A 15,973-nucleotide genomic window follows, 5' to 3' on the forward strand; every position below is an offset into this window, starting at 1 on the left:
TTGCATTATTGCGTTCGCGATGGCCGTTAATGCACCTGGCCTCCGCCGCCGGCTCCGCCTCCCCCGCTGCCGCCAGAGCCGCTGCCGCCGGTTCCGCCCGGCAGTCTGTCGCGCTGCTGCGGCTTGAGCAAATTCGGACGCGTTCGGTTCTGCAGTACCGGCGGACGGACGATTATATTCCACATCCCCTTGACATCGAACGGAATGAACGGCCACAAATACGGACGGTTAAAGGAGCGCTCCGTCGCCAGCATGACCGTAATGGCGGCCGCAGCGATCATGAACCCCGGCACGTGCAGCGTGGCGACGACGATGATGAACAACAATCGAACGATGCGGTTGGCCAGCCCCAGCTCGTAGCTCGGCGTCGCGAACATGCCGATCGCGGCTACGGCCATGTATAGAATGACTTCATTGATGAACAGGCCGGTCTGGACGGCGATATCGCCGATCAAGATGGCGGAGATCAACGACATCGCGGTCGCGAGCGGCGTCGGCGTGTGGATCGCGGCCATCCGGAGCAAATCGACCCCGAGCTCCGCCATAAGGAATTGCACGACCATCGGCAGTCTGCTCTCCTTCTGCGCGCCGAGGAACGCGAGCGCCTCTGGCTTCAAGGCGGGATCCAGCGCGTACAGGAACCAGATCGGCAGCAGGAACAGCGATGCGAAGATACCGAAGAAGCGGACCCATCTTAAATACGTGCCGATGAACGGCGCCTGCCGGTTCTCCTCCGCGTGCTGGATATGGTCGAAGAACGTCGTCGGTAAAATCATGACGCTCGGCGTCGTATCCACGAACACGGCGACATGTCCTTCGAGCAAATGGGAGGCCACCGTGTCGGGGCGCTCCGAATAGCGCACGAGCGGAAACGGGCTCCATCCGCGTTTGACCGTTGCTTCTTCCAGCTGTTTGTCGGCCAGCGGCAGCCCGTCGATTTTGATCATCGATATTTTGTCGCGAATCGACTCCACGAGTTCCTTGTCGACGATATCGTCAATATATGCAATACAGACGTCTGTCTGCGTCCGTTCGCCGACGCGCATAATTTCGTAGCGCAAATGTTTGTCGCGCAAGCGGCGGCGCACGAGCGTCACGTTCGTCATGAGCGTCTCGACGAAGCCGTCGCGGCTGCCGCGCACGACCCGCTCCAGCGTCGGCTCTTCAGGACCGCGCGACGGGAACGACTTCGCGTCGATGAGGAGCACTTCCTTCTCCCCGTCGATATACAGCGCGCTCGCGCCTGCCAAGACGTTCGTCATCATGTTGTTCCAATCCGCTTCCTTCACGACCTGCACGGCCGGCACGTAGTTATCGAAGAAGGATTGGAGCGCCCCTGTCGACAAGTCTTCCGGGTGCAAATAGCTCAAACGTTTGAGCACGTCCTGCAGAATCGTATCCTTGCCGAACCCATTCATGAAAAAAAGCGCCGTCTTCCGCTCCCCGAACGTCATCTCGCGCACGACGACGTCAAAACTCTTCTTATAGCCGACCTCCTGCTCCAGCAGGTCGATATAATCATCGATATGTTCGGGAATCGGAACCGGTTCAGGCTTTTGTTCCTTACGATCCGCCCGTTTGCGGCGTCCGGTGAGCGCCATGCCGAACGTGGACAGATGGTAATCATGCCGAGCCGGGTCTTCGCGATCGCCATGCTCGTCCGCGAGCTCCGCGTCATCCAACCAAATCGGATGGACCGTCCGGCGTCCGCCGCCTTCCCGTGATTGCTGATCCTGATCGAAATCCGTCATCTGTCGTCACTTCTCCCTCGTTTCGAAATTGTCAATTCAGGCGCTGAAATACGAGCCAATCAAACAAGGAGCCGATGATTTTGCCGAGCACCATCGCCATTACGAGCGAAACCATATAATCATGCAGATGCAGCCGTCTCGCCAATATGGGCAGCACGTTCATGACTTCCGTTAGCGCCGCCGCCAGCATCCCGACGAAAATACCCGATAGCACGCCAACCGGGACGAGCAAGACGATGTCCGGTACGGGGAGCCTGAGCTTCCAATCCATCATATCCGCGACAGACCAATACATCGCTCCCGACAGCACGGCCGTCTCGAACCAGAACGATTTGCGATACGCGCTCGCCACTTGGGCAAGGCGGGGGATCAAGTCGAGCACGATGAGCAGCGCGACGAGACCGCTGCCGACCGCAAGCCCTCCGGCCAAGCCGAGCAGCGCGACGAACAAATTGCCCGCGGCATTAGCCATCGTCCTCGCCGCCCCGATTCAAACTGGTGTCTCCTTCAGCCTCGAGCGCCTGCCGGCTCTTATTCTTTCTTCGCATTTCATCGGCAATGACGTAGTTGTTGACGTTCTCTTCGTACAAATAGAGTTCCACCTCCAGCGGGTTCGGTTCTTCGTTGAACCGTTTGCGGAACAGATGGTTGAAGAAAAGCACCATGCCGATGCCGATCCCGAGCGAATACGGAATTTGCAGCCATAGCGGATGCTCCGATTTGGTTCCCGTCACCAGTTCCGTAATCCGTTGGTGCACTTCCTTCATGCTGACATCCGTATGGAAATTCATGATCGCCAAGCCGGATCCGAAGAACAACAGCAGCCAGGCGATCACGAGCATGAACATGCGCGGCTTGGGCTCCTTTTCCCTTACGATGACCAGTACCTGCGGATCGCCGAACGTCTCGATCTCGATCTGAGGATAAGTCTCCTGGATCGTCTTGACCGTCTGAAGCAAATCGATGACGACGCGGTTGCCGTCCTTCTCGCGGTGCCGATGAAGCTCGAGCGCCTGGAGCCGCTGCTCCAGCTCGGGGTCCGCCGCGAACAGCCTGGCCGCCATGCCAAGCGTCACGATCCCGCCGGGTTTGATCCCGATCCTTCTGCGCAAGCGCAAGTAGAGCACCGAACGCGCTTCCGTTGCCAACGCGCATCCCTCCTGCCGTACCAAGGTGAAACGGCTGCGCCGTATTTGCGGCAGCAGCGCGTTTCATTCCGGAGAAATACAAGCTCATTGATAAGCGTGAACTTATACAACCTTGTATTTCAAGAAATTCGCCGCAGCCTCTCCGTTAGTATGAGAAAACGATAGCCGCCGTACTCCCAAAACAAGCAAAAAGACCAAACCGCTCTCATTGAGCGATCTGGTCTCGAATGGACTGCAATATTTTCTTCTCGAGCCGCGACACTTGCACTTGCGAGATTCCAAGCCTCGAAGCGACCTCCGACTGCGTCTGGTCCCGATAGTAGCGCAGGAAGACGATTAAGCGTTCCCGCTCGGTCAAACCGCCGATCGCTTCGGACAAGGCCAGCTTGTCGAACCAGCGCTCCTGGGAATCGTCGGCAATTTGGTCCATGAGCGTAATCGGATCCCCGTCGTTCTCGAACACCGTCTCATGAATCGAGGTCGGCGGTTTGTTCGCCTCCTGCGCGAAGACGACGTCCTCCGGACTGATGCCCAGCCGTTCGGCCACTTCCTTGATCGTCGGCAGCCGGCCCAGCACTTTGGACAGCTCGTCCTTCGTCTTGCGTACTTTGTTCGCCGTTTCCTTCAGCGACCGGCTGACCTTGAGCGTGCCGTCGTCGCGCAGGAACCGCTGGATTTCTCCGATGATCATCGGAACCGCGTACGTCGAGAACTTGACCTCGTACGAGAGGTCGAATTTGTCGACCGACTTCAGCAAGCCGATGCATCCGATCTGGAACAAATCCTCCGGTTCGTAGCCGCGGCCGATAAAGCGCTGCACGACCGACCAGACGAGGCGGATATTGCACTGCACGAGCGTATCGCGCGCGATCGAGTCGCCGGATTGACTGAGCGCAATGAGCCGTTTGACTTCCGAATCGTCCAAATACGGCTGCGCCGTTTGTTTCAAATCGACTTCCATGAGGTCCAACCCCTACGCGCCTAATTGAACAGCGCTTTTTTCGATTCGATGCGCTTCGTCATTGCAATTGATGTCCCATTGCCCGGTTCGCTGATCACTTCGAAGCCATCCATAAAATTTTCCATGATCGTAAAGCCCATGCCCGAACGCTCCAGCTCCGGTTTGGACGTGAAGAGCGGCTGACGCGCCAATTCCAAATCCTCGATGCCGTTGCCGCTGTCCTTGATGACCAGCGACACGGTGTCTCCGACGATGCTCGCCTCGATCGTTACCATGCCGGCCGGATCGCTGTCGTAGCCATGGATAATGGCGTTGGTGACGGCCTCCGACACAACCGTCTTCAAGTCGTTCAGCTCCTCCATCGTCGGATCCAGCTGAGACACGAAGGCGGCAACCGTAATGCGGGCGAACGCCTCATTTTCCGAACGCGCGGAGAACGCGAGCCTCATTTCGTTCGATGCGCTCATGAAACGACCTCCAGACTTGTGAGCGCGGAGCGCTCGTTCTCGTGAATCGGCAGTATTTTGAACAGGCCGGAGAGTTCGAACAGCCGATATACGCCGGGATTCACGTCGCATACGACCATCTTGCCGTCTCTTGCCTTCAACTGCTTGTAGCGGCCCAAAATGACGCCGAGACCGGAACTGTCCATAAAGAGGAGATCCTTCAAGCTAAGGATGACGTGCGCGCTGTTGCCGCGTAAAATCGCCTCTTCCATCTTAAACCGTACGATGTCGGCCGTATGATGGTCCAATTCGCCTTTCAGCCGGACGATCAGCACATCGCGGTAATGCTCCAGTTCAACCTGCAAACTCATCGCCTGTTCACTCCTCAACGGAAATCTTCGAAGTAGGCCTCGTTGCAGCTTCATTCCGCTTACTGGGCGAAACGAACGCTTCGGTTTTGGCTTGAACTAGCATTTCCACATGCGGATTGGAATTTCCTGCCTCCCGACAAAACTAGAACCAAGGCGATAGAAGACGACAAAAACCTGCGCGCCGCGCATCCTTATCGAACGTTGTCGTGCAGCGACGCCTTCTAGAAGAGGCTGCCGACCGACCGTTTGAACAACTTCCACCAGCCTGCGCGCTCGACCGTTGCCGGCGAATCGACGTTGAATTCGGTGAGCACTTGGTCGCCTTGATAGACGATCAGCTTGCCGATCGGCTCATTCACTTTAATCGGCGCCTTCAGCTTCGGCATTTGCAACTCGTAGCGGATGTCCTTGACCGAGCTGCCTTTCTTCAGCAGCACGCTGTAGGAATGCTTCGCCGTCAGCGTAAGTTCTGGCAAGCTGCCCTTTTCGACTTTGACCGTGCCCATCACGTCGTCTTTCTTGAAGATCGTATGGTTCATGTATTGGGCGAACGAATAATCGAGCATTTGCGACACTTCCGCGTTGCGGGTTTTCGTGTTCGGCTCGCCCATGACGACCGCGATGACGCGCAAGCCGTCCCGTTTGGCGGTAGCGGTCAGACAGAACTTCGCCTCGCTCGTAAAGCCCGTCTTGAGACCGTCCGCGCCGTTGTAGAAGCGGACCAACTTGTTCGTATTCACGAGCCAGAACGGCTTCTCGCTCGATTTGCGCAGGTAATCCTGATACAAACCCGTGTATTTCGTAATTTCCGGATGCTTCAGCAGCTCGCGCGACATGACCGCGATATCGTGCGCCGAGGTGTAATGGTTGTCGACCGGCAGGCCATTCACGTTCGAGAAACGGGTATTTTTCAGGCCCAACTCCTCGGCGCGTTTATTCATCATGTTGACGAACTCGGCCTCGGTGCCCGCGATTTTCTCGGCCATCGCGACGGAAGCGTCGTTGCCCGATGCCATCGCGATCCCCTTGAGCATTTCGTCGGCCGTCATTTCTTCGCCCGGTTCCAAGAAGATCTGCGAGCCGCCCATCGATGCGGCATACTCGCTTGTCGATACTTTATCGGTCAGCTTGATGACGCCTTCGTCCAGCGCCTCCATGATCAGCAGCATCGTCATGACTTTCGTGATGCTGGCCGGGGGCAGTTTGTCGTGGCTGTTCTTCTCGAAAATAATCGTGCCGCTGTCGGCATCCATCAAAATCGCGGAGCGCGCCGACGGCGCCAAATTCGCCTGCGCGGCCGGCGCTTGCTTCGCCGCGGGCTCCTGCGCCCACGCGGAAGCCGGCGCCAGCGCCAGCAGCAATGCGGTGCAGCACGCGAGCACAAATTTCGTTCGATTGCTTCTCATTCTATCGGTCCCCTCCTGAAATGTTGGCCTCTGCCGCAAACGCAAGGCGCGATTGCCAAAAGCACTCCTAAAATCTCATCCTTAGTGTGGACCGATAAGCGTTAATTTATTCCAACGGAAGCAATCCCTTCATGAGGTTGTTATGAGGGCTACGCCCTTTTGACCCATCTTTTATTGCTCCCTCCCCCTTCCCCCTCCGCTGAGGGGAACCAAAGGACTTCGCCCTCTGGACTCCCTATTTCGTGCTGCCATGTTTGTTCGCGGTCGGCGGGAAGGCTTGAGTGTGGCACGCTTTTGTCCTGACGGACAAAGCTTCAGTGGGTTTTGAAGTTCGTCCTAAGACATCTGCATGTGCGTAAGCCGATCAACCAGCCGTTTTTCCTTAACCTGACAGCATTGCCCCCTCCGCCGAGGGGAACCAAAGCCTATGCTTCCGAAGTGCGCTTTCCGTTGGAAAGCGCTCAGGGCTTTGCCTAAGCGTATGCTCCCGAAGTGCGTTTTCCTTTGAAAACGCTCAAGAACTCCCCTTTTCGTTCTGCCCCGATTGTTAGTGGTCGGCGGTTTGGTTTGAGCCTGGCACGCTTTTGTCCTGACGGACAAAGCTTTTCGTAGGAGTTCCTCCCTCCCGCAATTTCAAGCCGGTCCTTCGCTTTCGTCCGATCCTGTGGACATGCTAAAAAGCCCGGAACAGGCTTTGCCTGTTCCGGGCTTGAACAACTCGCCTTTCGCGGCTTGCGTTAGACGAAACGCTTGACGCCCTCCGCCGTGACGACGGATAGCAGCAGCGGCGAGACGGCCAGGCGTTCTTCGCCGATCGTGTACGCGCCTAGGGTTTTGCGCGCGACGTCGGCAACCGATTCGTCATTTCTGCTGGCATGCAGAACGGCAATCGTATCGCCCGCTTGCACCTGCTCGCCGACTTTGCGGCGGAGCACGACGCCGACCGCGTGGTCGATGACCGCTTCCTTCGTCGCTCTTCCCGCGCCGAGCAGCATCGCCGCGAGACCGAGCTCCTCCGCGTCGATCCGTTGAACGTAGCCATCTGCTTCCGCCTTGACTTCGATCACGAATTCCGCTTGCGGCAGACGGGATGGATCGTCGGCGACCGCCGGGTCGCCGCCCTGCGCCGCGACGAACTCGCGGAACTTGGCCAAGGCTGCCCCCGAAGAGAGACGTTCGCGAAGCATCGCTTCGGCTTCTTCGTGCGTCGCCGCCGAGCCGCCGTGCACGACCATGTGCGCACTAAGCGCGATGCTCAAGTCCGTCAGATCGGCAGGGCCGCTGCCGCGAAGCGTGTCGAGCGCCTCCTGTACTTCGAGCGCATTGCCGATCGCGAAACCGAGCGGCTGATCCATGTCGCTAATGAGCGCGGACGTCTGCCGGCCGACTTCGGTGCCGATTTCGACCATCGCCTTGGCCAGCTCTTCCGCCGCGTCGACCGACTTCATGAAAGCGCCGCTGCCGGTCTTGACATCTAGAACGATCGCATCCGCGCCGGCGGCGATCTTCTTGCTCATGACCGAGCTCGCGATGAGCGGAATCGATTCGACCGTCGCCGTCACGTCGCGCAACGCGTACAATTTCTTGTCGGCCGGCGTAATGTTCCCGCTCTGGCCGATAACGGCAAGACCGATCTCATTCACTTGGGCGAAAAACTGCTCGCGCGTCAACTCCGTGCGGAATCCTGCGATGGACTCGAGCTTGTCGATCGTTCCGCCCGTATGGCCAAGGCCGCGGCCGGACATCTTCGCCACCGGCACTCCGCATGAAGCGACGAGCGGCCCGATGATCAGCGTCGTCTTGTCGCCGACGCCGCCCGTGCTATGCTTGTCCGCTTTGACCCCCTGAATCGGGGACAGGTCGATCTGATCGCCGGAGCGGGCCATCGCAAGCGTCAGCTCCGCGGTCTCTCGCGCCGTCATGCCGCGGAACAACACCGCCATCGCGAACGCCGACATCTGGTAATCGGGAATATCTCCCTTGCTATATCCTTCGATTAGGAAAGCGAGCTCGGCAGCCGTAAGCTCCTCGCCCTCCCGTTTCTTATGTATGAGATCTACCGCCCGCATCTAAGAAGCCTCCTCTATAGTACGCTGCGAGCCGAATCAACCGCCCGTGGCATTGGTGCTTTTCCACCGTCTGAGTTTCTCCGCCTGCGCCTTCACGATAAGCAAATCCAGCGACTGGCTCAGGAGCAGCACGTCATGGTGAAGAAACGTCTTTTTTCGCGCCGCGGCTTCGATCAGCTCGCCGCGCATTCGTTCTAGTCGACCGTATTCTTTGTCCATATAAATCCCCACTTTTATCCATAAATAAATATTGTATGAAGGAGATTATACGACGACGATCGCACAAAATATGTCATAATCGGTCGAGTCTAATATTACAATATTATGACAAGATGGAACTAGATCAGCGGCATTACGCCTTGCACTAGTCCGAGGAATCGGGATTTGACCGCTTCGGTCGTCTCCATAACCTCGTCGTGCGACAACGGCTGGTTCAAAATACCCGATGCCATGTTACTAATACAGGAAATGCCAAGCACTTCCAGACCGGCATGGCGCGCCGCGATGACTTCCGCGACGGTCGACATCCCGACGGCATCCGCGCCAAGCGTCCGCATCATGCGGATTTCGGCCGGCGTTTCGTACGAGGGGCCGAGCACGCTCAAGTACACGCCTTCCTGCAGATCAAAACCTTGTTGCTGCGCCACTTCGCGGGCCAGCGCGCGCAAACGTCCGCTGTACGCTTCCGACATGTCGGGGAATCGCACGCCGAGCTCGTTGTCGTTCGGACCGATCAGCGGGTTGCGGCCCGTCAAGTTGATCTGATCGCTGATGAGCATCAGGTCGCCGGCCTGGAAATTCGTGTTGATGCCGCCAGCCGCGTTCGTCACGACCAGCTTGGCTGCGCCGATCGCCTTCATGACGCGCACCGGGAACGCCGTCAGCTCGGGACCGTATCCTTCGTACATATGGAAGCGTCCGCGCATCAGCACGACCGGCCGGTTCGACAACGTGCCGATCAGCAGCTCGCCGGCATGGCCTTCGACGGTCGATACCGGGAAGTGCGGGATGTCATGGTAAGGGATGACCACGGGGTGCTCAATGTAATCGCCCAGGACGCCAAGTCCCGAACCCATAATTAGGCCGATTTCCGGCTGAATCGATGTCTTGGACTGAATATAGGCGGCTGCTTCTTTGATTTGTGCGGCTGTTAATGTGTTCATGGGATAGTTCCTCCTTATGCGGCCCGTGCGGCCGCATGCCTGTTGTCTGTGTTATACGAGCGAAGATAGGAACGACGTGCCGTTGGCCGGCGCCTTCGCGCCGAAGTTGTCTGCGATCGTCGCGGCGACGTCCGCGAACGTGGCGCGAATGCCGAGCGATCCCGGCGATTGCAAGGACGGGCCATAGACGAGCAGCGGCACGTATTCGCGCGTATGATCGGTTCCGGGATGCACCGGGTCATTGCCATGGTCGGCCGTCACGATGAACAGATCGTCCGGGCCGAGCTTGCTCGCAAGCTCCGGCAGCGCGCGGTCGAACTCCTCAAGCGCCTGGCCGTATCCGATCGGATCGCGTCGATGGCCGTACAGCGAATCGAAATCGACCAGGTTCGTGAACAGCAAGCCCTCGAAAGGCCGCGACAAGGCGTCGATCGTCTTCTGGATGCCGTCCGCGTTGCTCTTGGTCGGATGCGATTCGGTGATGCCGTGCCCGCTGAAAATATCGTTGATTTTGCCGACGGAAATCACGTCCAGCCCTTTCTCCTGCAGCGCGTTCAATACGGTCGGCTCCGGCGGATCGACCGCGTAATCGTGACGGTTCGGCGTACGCTTGAACGCCCCCGGCTCGCCGACATACGGTCTTGCGATGACGCGCCCGACCGCATAGCGATCGTCGAGCGTCAGCTCGCGGGCGATCCGGCACGCCTCGTACAATTCCTCCAGCGGGATGATTCCTTCGTGCGCGGCTATCTGGAAGACGCTGTCGGCCGACGTATAGACGATCCACTTGCCGGTCGTCATCTGCTCCTCGCCCAGCTCGTCCAATATTTCCGTACCGCTGGCCGCCTTATTGCCGAGCACTCCCCTGCCTGTCCGCGCTTCGAACGCCGCGAGCAGTTCCTCCGGGAATCCGTGCTCGAACGTGCGGAACGGAACGGTCACTTTAAGGCCCGCCAACTCCCAATGTCCGGTCATCGTGTCCTTGCCGACGGAAACTTCCGCCATCTTGCCATAATACGCGCGCGGCGAATCTTCGCTCTTCCACTCGCCGAGCGCAGCGATCCGGTCCAAGCCCCAGCTTCTCATGTTAGGCAGCGCCAGCTGCGGCATCCGATCCAAAATATGTCCGAGCGTGTGCGCCCCCTCGTCGCCAAATGCTGCCGCATCCGGCAGCTCGCCAATGCCGACGCTGTCGAGCACGATTACGGTCATGCGTTTAAAAGTCATGGTGTCCTCTCCTTGCGGGCGCCTCATGCGGCGCCGTGTTTACTTCGCTTTCGCCCTGGGGTGAGCTTGATTGTACACGTCTTTGATGCGCGCCTTGCCCATCCCCATATAAATTTGCGTCGTGGAAATGTCGGCATGGCCGAGCATTTCCTGCACCGACCGCAGGTCCGCCCCGTTCTCGAGCAGATGCGCGGCGAACGAGTGGCGCAGCGTATGCGGCGTTATATCCGCCTCGATGCCGGCCTCCTGGGCGTATTTCTTGATAATCTTCCAGAAGCCTTGCCGGGTCATAGCGTGGCCCTGCTGATTGAGGAATAGCGCTTGTTCGCCGCCATCGCGCTTCATCAAGCCGTCCCGCGGGCCATCCAAGTACGCGCGCAGCGCGTCGCAGGCTAAGCGGCCGAGCGGGATAATTCGCTCCTTGTCCCCCGCTCCCGTGCAGCGGATAAAGCCGAGCTGGGCGTTCGCTTCGTCAAGCTGCAGCGAGATCAGCTCGCTAACCCGGATGCCCGTGGCATACAGCACCTCGAGCATCGCCTTGTCGCGCGCGCCCGCCGGCGAGCGGCCATCCGGCGCGGCGAGCAGCCGCTCCATATCCGCGACGGGCAGAATGAGCGGCTTACGCTTCTCGGGCTTGGGCGTTTCCAAATGCACCGACGGATCGTACACAAGCACGCGTCCGCGGGTCAAATATTGAAAGAATGAACGAAGCGACACCATATGCCGGGATACCGTGGCTACCGCTCTGCCCTGCTGGCGAAGCGACTGCACGTACATCGTCAAATGATGCGGCTGTATGTCTTCCGGTTCGAGCAACCCCAGCGATTCCGCATAATCGGCAAAACCGGCCAAATCGCGCTCATAGGAGTCGAGCGTATTGCGGGATAACTGACGCTCCGTTTCCAAATACCGGATAAAGGTCTGCATGTGCGCTCTCATAGATCGATCCTTTCTTCACGCGCGGTCCACGAGTAGCTATATTCCGCAGAAAAGGCTCATTCTCCTGCCGCAGTCGGCAAACTGCCTCATTCGCCGTACCAGTAAAACAAACGGAGCCGATCGGCGAACGTCGGCTCGTGCACCGCATAACTCGAGGAACCGAACACTTTCAGCGCTGCGCCCTGCGGCACCCGGTACGGATCCGAGGGAACGATCCACTGACCCAATACGCGACAGCCATTATACATGACGAATGTGGCAAGAACAAGCAAAATCATGAAAGCCGCTCTTCGATACCAACGGCGCGCGGAGAAGACGAACAACGCGATTACCCCCTTATCAGCCAAAAGAGAAGACCGCCACGGCGGTTTCATAAAGCTGAATGCTGCATTCCCGGTCTTGTGACCGTGACCGTGAACGCAAACCAATCAGCCTGTCTTCTCAATTTATGATGGAGGGTTGGCAATCATGTCATGGCTTGACCGAGCAAGGCCGGCTTGAACCAGCCTGCCTTGATTCGCTAAAGTAATGTCGCGATATCCACGTAAGGCAGAGATACCGCCTCGGCAACCGGCTTGTAAGTCACGTGACCTTTGTAGGTGTTCACGCCTTTGCGCAGCGGCTCGCTCGCTTGCGCCGCCGCCTCGAAGCCTTTGCCGGCCAGCTCGAGCGCATACGGCAGCGTCACGTTGGCGAGCGCGAACGTCGAGGTGCGCGGCACGGCTCCCGGCATATTCGCGACCGCATAATGAAGCACGCCATGCTTCTCGTACACGGGATCGCTATGCGTCGTCACCCGGTCGATCGTGGCGATCGATCCGCCTTGGTCCACGGCGACGTCGACGATGACCGCGCCTTTCTTCATCGTTTGCACCATCGCCTCGGTCACCAGATGCGGCGCCCGCGCCCCCGGAATGAGCACGGCTCCGATTAGCAGATCGGCCTTCTTGACCGCATTGGCGATATTATACGGGTTCGACATCAGCGTATGGATGCGTCCCGCAAACACTTCATCGATATAGCGCATCCGTTCGGCGCTGCGTTCGAGTATGGTTACGCTCGCCCCCATGCCGAGCGCCATGCGCGCCGCGTTCAAGCCGACGATGCCGCCGCCGAGCACGATGACCTCGGCAGGCGGTACGCCGGGCACGCCGCCGAGCAGAATGCCTCTGCCGCCAAAATAAGCCTCCAGAAAATGCGCCCCGACCTGCACCGCCATGCGCCCCGCCACTTCGCTCATCGGGGTTAGCAGCGGTAGACCGCCGCCGGGAAGTTGAATCGTCTCGTAGGCAACGCCCGTTACTTTCGCGTCGGCGAGCGCCTTGGTTAGCGCCGGGGCCGCCGCCAAATGCAAGTACGTGAATAGCAGCAAGTCCTCCTTAAAGAACCCGAACTCCTCCTGCAGCGGCTCTTTAACCTTCATAATCATGTCCGCGCTAGCCCAAACATCTGAAGCGTCGGCCGCGATCTCCGCGCCTTCGGCGGCATACAGCTCGTCATCGAACCCGCTGCCGCTCCCCGCGCCCGCTTGCACGAGCACCCGATGCCCGGCCGTCTTCAACATGCCGGCACCGGCCGGCGTCAGCGCGACGCGGTATTCATTGGCTTTAATTTCCTTCGGTACGCCGATCAGCATCACGAATTCCTCCTCCAACCGCTATCGGAAAACACCCTTCATTCCTTCTATGCATCCGACGGCGAGATTGACAGTCCTACCACTACGGTGTCCAACGACAATCCCAAATATGTAGCCCGTGGCATGATTGCCCATCCCCGGCACAGCCCGGCTACATAGTATGATACACGGCCAGCTTCCGCGCGAAGCGGGAATCTACATGCCAAGGCCAAGGAGGATAATGAATTTGCCCAGCGCTGCAAATCTGATCGCAGGATGTTCATCCACGCCGGCCGCAAAAAGCGGCGAGCGGATGCTCATCCGATTCGTCCACCGTAAGCATTACGAGGCTTGTCTGACAGAATTGAAGGCAAGCGGCGTTCATTCGGTCAAGTGTCTGCCGTACAGCCGGCTCATCTGCGTGCATGTCGACCCTGCCCGCAAGCAAGCGCTCGCGGCGCTCCGGCGTCATCCGCACGTGCATTCCGTGGAGCCGGACGGCCGGGCTGCCGCGCATGACCTGCCATCGTCCGTTCGGTCGCGCCACTCGCGAAGCGCCTCCGCGCGGGCGGCTCATCCGCAGAAACGGCGGTCCCAGATCCCTTGGAATGTATGTCGCGTGCAAGCACCCGCCGTATGGCCCATCACGAAAGGCGCATGCGTGAAGATCGCTATCCTGGATACCGGCATCGGCCCTAATCCCGATCTCCGCGTAGCCGGCGGCGTCAATACGATTACCGGCGGTTCGTATCGGGACGACAACGGACATGGCACGCATGTGGCCGGCATCGCCGCCGCCCGCGGCGCCAAGTGCCATCCGTTCGGCGTAGCTCCGCGCGCCGCGCTATACGCGGTCAAGGTGCTCGACGCGACCGGCAGCGGGTACGTCTCCGATATTATCGAAGGCATCGAATGGTGCATCCGCAACCGGATGCAGGTCATCAACATGAGCTTCGGACTGTTCGGCGGCGAAAGTCCCGCGCTCCATGCGGCGGTCCGGCAAGCCTACAAGCGCGGCATCGCCCTGGTAGCCTCGGCAGGGAACAACGGTCCGTTCAATCCCGGGCTGGATGCGCCCGCCAGTTATCCGCAAACGATGGCGGTGGCCGCCTCGACGCGCTCGAACCGGATCGCGCCGTTCAGCAGCCGCGGCAAGCGCATCCTGGTTGCCGCGCCGGGCAATCTGATCCGTTCGACGAAGCCCGGCGGCGGTTATGCGGTCATGAGCGGAACCAGCATGGCCGCCCCGCACGTCGCGGGAGGCGCGGCGTTGCTACTCGCCCGTTATCCTGGGATCGGGCCGAAGGGCATCGCCTGCAAACTCCGGCGCGCCGCGCGAGTGCTGCCCGGCTATGGCCCCCGCGCGCAAGGAGCCGGTCTGCTCCAGCTTGCTCGCGCGGCCGGCGCCAGAAAGCCCTGCGGCAAGCATAAGCGTCCGTGCGGTTAGGCGACCTTCAGCGAACCTCGGTTCAAGTGCAAAAAAACTCCCTCTGCGCGGCGCGCGCTGTAGACGCGGCGCACGCTGCACATGGGAGTTATTGCTGTTGCTGACTGTCGTTCTTCAGACGGCACTTGCTGCAGACGCCTTGAAAATCAAGGCGGTGATCGATAACTTGGAAACCGTATTCCTTCTCGAGCCGCTCTTCCAGCGGTCCGAGCCAATCTTCCAATATCTCGGTCATCGTGCCGCATTGCACGCAGATCAGATGATGATGGTGGTGTTTGTTATTATCCGTTCGGAGATCGTAACGCGCCACGCCGTCGCCGAAATTCATCTTCTCCACGACGTGCAGTTCGCTTAAGAGCTCGAGCGTTCGATATACGGTCGCAAGCCCGATTTCGGGCGCTTTATCTTTAACGAGCATAAACACGTCCTCGGCGCTCAAGTGATCCTCTTCGTTCTCGAGCAAGACGCGTACGGTCGCCTCACGCTGCGGGGTAAGTTTATACCCTTGTGACTGCAGCTGCTGCTTAATTTTATCAATCCGGGATTCCATGGTTTCCCCCCTCGCATGGCTAGTACCCATCGCCGGAACATTTGCTTTCATTATAGGGGCACTTCGCGAGGAAAGTCAATTTTTTTTAGAATCATTCCAAACCTGATATGAATCCGGAATTGTCCAACAGCGGAGCGGCCCAGCGCAGAAGCCCGGGCGAGACGAACGCCTCTACCATGGCGGCCGCGCCGATGACGAGTACCATCGCGACGACCGTCGACGTATGGGATAGCAGCGGCTGCGCAAGCGTACCCGAGCTGCCGAGCAGCCTTCCTTTGATGATAAACAACGAGAAGGACAGCGCAGAGACGCTGGCGATCAAGAGCGCCGGCACGACGATGAGATTATGAGGGGCGACGGAGACGAGCGCGAACACGAGCCCCTTCCATTCATGCTGACTGACGAGCGTTCCGATCGCGAAACCGACGAGCACCCCTTTCAGAAAGTCGAGCGCGAGCACGAGCGGCATGCCGACGACGGTAATGCCGAGTACCCACACGAGAACTAACCACTTGGCATGGAACAGCGCGCGATCCCAGAAGGCGTCTGCCCCGTCAAGCGTCGCCCCTTCTTGGAGCCGAAGCGCGAACTGTCCCACCTCCGAGGCAAGCTTCTGCTGCTGGTCGAGCGTAAGCGCGCTGACGAGCAGCGCGCCGAAGACGCCGCCAACGACGAACAACACGGAGACGAATATATAAAGCGTCAATTGATCACGTACAAGCGACCCGCTAATCGGCGACCCCATCCGCACACCTCCTTCACAGGCTTGTACCCCATTATATGAGCAAGCCCGCGAAGCTATGACCCTCATCCCCTACAGTCCGTTCGACGAGCGCTGCCCCGACTTGGATTCGTCCGCGCTTCGCTACTTTGGGGCCCT

Annotated in this window: 17 protein-coding genes; 1 reads left to right on the plus strand and 16 read right to left on the minus strand. The window is 59.1% G+C overall.

What is annotated here, in order from left to right; all coding sequences use genetic code 11:
- Window positions 1–26: 26 nt before the first annotated feature.
- The 14 genes from BCM02_RS06815 to ald form a co-directional block, all read right to left on the minus strand.
- Window positions 27–1,751 carry a spore germination protein gene (locus BCM02_RS06815; RefSeq protein WP_148928310.1) on the minus strand — a complete coding sequence of 575 codons (1,725 nt, stop codon included), beginning with the start codon at window positions 1,749–1,751 and terminating at the stop codon, window positions 27–29.
- A gap of 31 nt (window positions 1,752–1,782) precedes the next feature.
- The gene (locus BCM02_RS06820) at window positions 1,783–2,223 is read right to left on the minus strand and encodes a stage V sporulation protein AB (protein WP_148928311.1); all 441 of its coding nucleotides are present in this window, start codon (window positions 2,221–2,223) and stop codon (window positions 1,783–1,785) included.
- Entirely contained in the window at window positions 2,216–2,899 is a 684-nt protein-coding gene (locus tag BCM02_RS06825) for a stage V sporulation protein AA (RefSeq protein WP_148928312.1), read from the minus strand. Before BCM02_RS06825 ends, BCM02_RS06820 begins: the two co-directional genes overlap by 8 nt.
- A 205-nt stretch (window positions 2,900–3,104) precedes the next feature.
- A complete protein-coding gene (sigF, locus tag BCM02_RS06830; protein WP_148928313.1) occupies window positions 3,105–3,860 on the minus strand; it encodes an RNA polymerase sporulation sigma factor SigF in 756 nt (251 codons plus the stop codon).
- 20 nt (window positions 3,861–3,880) lie between these two features.
- A complete protein-coding gene (spoIIAB, locus tag BCM02_RS06835) occupies window positions 3,881–4,327 on the minus strand; it encodes an anti-sigma F factor (protein WP_148928314.1) in 447 nt (148 codons plus the stop codon).
- On the minus strand, window positions 4,324–4,677 hold the full coding sequence (gene spoIIAA / locus BCM02_RS06840) for an anti-sigma F factor antagonist (RefSeq protein WP_148928315.1): 354 nt from the start codon (window positions 4,675–4,677) through the stop codon (window positions 4,324–4,326). Before spoIIAA ends, spoIIAB begins: the two co-directional genes overlap by 4 nt.
- Window positions 4,678–4,898: 221 nt before the next feature.
- Complete coding sequence (locus BCM02_RS06845; protein WP_148928316.1) at window positions 4,899–6,083, minus strand: D-alanyl-D-alanine carboxypeptidase family protein; 1,185 nt, start codon at window positions 6,081–6,083, stop codon at window positions 4,899–4,901.
- A 737-nt stretch (window positions 6,084–6,820) separates the two neighbouring features.
- Window positions 6,821–8,152 (minus strand): pyrimidine-nucleoside phosphorylase, encoded by a 1,332-nt coding sequence (locus BCM02_RS06850; protein WP_148928317.1) that lies wholly within the window; start codon window positions 8,150–8,152, stop codon window positions 6,821–6,823.
- Window positions 8,153–8,188: 36 nt separating this feature from the next.
- Complete coding sequence (locus BCM02_RS06855; protein ID WP_148928318.1) at window positions 8,189–8,371, minus strand: Spo0E family sporulation regulatory protein-aspartic acid phosphatase; 183 nt, start codon at window positions 8,369–8,371, stop codon at window positions 8,189–8,191.
- Between the two features lie 119 nt (window positions 8,372–8,490).
- Window positions 8,491–9,315: a purine-nucleoside phosphorylase gene (locus tag BCM02_RS06860; RefSeq protein ID WP_148928319.1), complete on the minus strand. Its 825-nt coding sequence runs from the start codon at window positions 9,313–9,315 to the stop codon at window positions 8,491–8,493.
- Between the two features lie 51 nt (window positions 9,316–9,366).
- Window positions 9,367–10,542 carry a phosphopentomutase gene (locus BCM02_RS06865; RefSeq protein ID WP_148928320.1) on the minus strand — a complete coding sequence of 392 codons (1,176 nt, stop codon included), beginning with the start codon at window positions 10,540–10,542 and terminating at the stop codon, window positions 9,367–9,369.
- 39 nt (window positions 10,543–10,581) lie between these two features.
- Window positions 10,582–11,481, minus strand: a complete 900-nt coding sequence (gene xerD / locus BCM02_RS06870) for a site-specific tyrosine recombinase XerD (RefSeq protein WP_148928321.1) — start codon at window positions 11,479–11,481, stop codon at window positions 10,582–10,584.
- 86 nt (window positions 11,482–11,567) lie between these two features.
- Window positions 11,568–11,855 carry a DUF4227 family protein gene (locus BCM02_RS06875; protein ID WP_148928322.1) on the minus strand — a complete coding sequence of 96 codons (288 nt, stop codon included), beginning with the start codon at window positions 11,853–11,855 and terminating at the stop codon, window positions 11,568–11,570.
- 146 nt (window positions 11,856–12,001) lie between these two features.
- Window positions 12,002–13,117 (minus strand): alanine dehydrogenase, encoded by a 1,116-nt coding sequence (gene ald, locus BCM02_RS06880; protein ID WP_148928323.1) that lies wholly within the window; start codon window positions 13,115–13,117, stop codon window positions 12,002–12,004.
- Between the two features lie 226 nt (window positions 13,118–13,343).
- Here ald and BCM02_RS06885 point away from each other — a divergent pair, with 226 nt between their 5' ends.
- On the plus strand, window positions 13,344–14,543 hold the full coding sequence (locus BCM02_RS06885) for a S8 family peptidase (protein ID WP_187434056.1): 1,200 nt from the start codon (window positions 13,344–13,346) through the stop codon (window positions 14,541–14,543).
- Between the two features lie 88 nt (window positions 14,544–14,631).
- Here BCM02_RS06885 and fur read toward each other — a convergent pair whose 3' ends face one another.
- Both fur and spoIIM read right to left on the minus strand, forming a co-directional pair.
- On the minus strand, window positions 14,632–15,093 hold the full coding sequence (gene fur, locus BCM02_RS06890) for a ferric iron uptake transcriptional regulator (protein WP_148928325.1): 462 nt from the start codon (window positions 15,091–15,093) through the stop codon (window positions 14,632–14,634).
- A 91-nt stretch (window positions 15,094–15,184) separates the two neighbouring features.
- Entirely contained in the window at window positions 15,185–15,838 is a 654-nt protein-coding gene (gene spoIIM, locus BCM02_RS06895; protein WP_148928326.1) for a stage II sporulation protein M, read from the minus strand.
- Between the last annotated feature and the right edge of the window lie 135 nt (window positions 15,839–15,973).

It is taken from the genome of Paenibacillus methanolicus, from assembly GCF_008124765.1.
Classification (GTDB): Bacteria; Bacillota; Bacilli; order Paenibacillales; family Paenibacillaceae; genus Paenibacillus_Z; species Paenibacillus_Z methanolicus.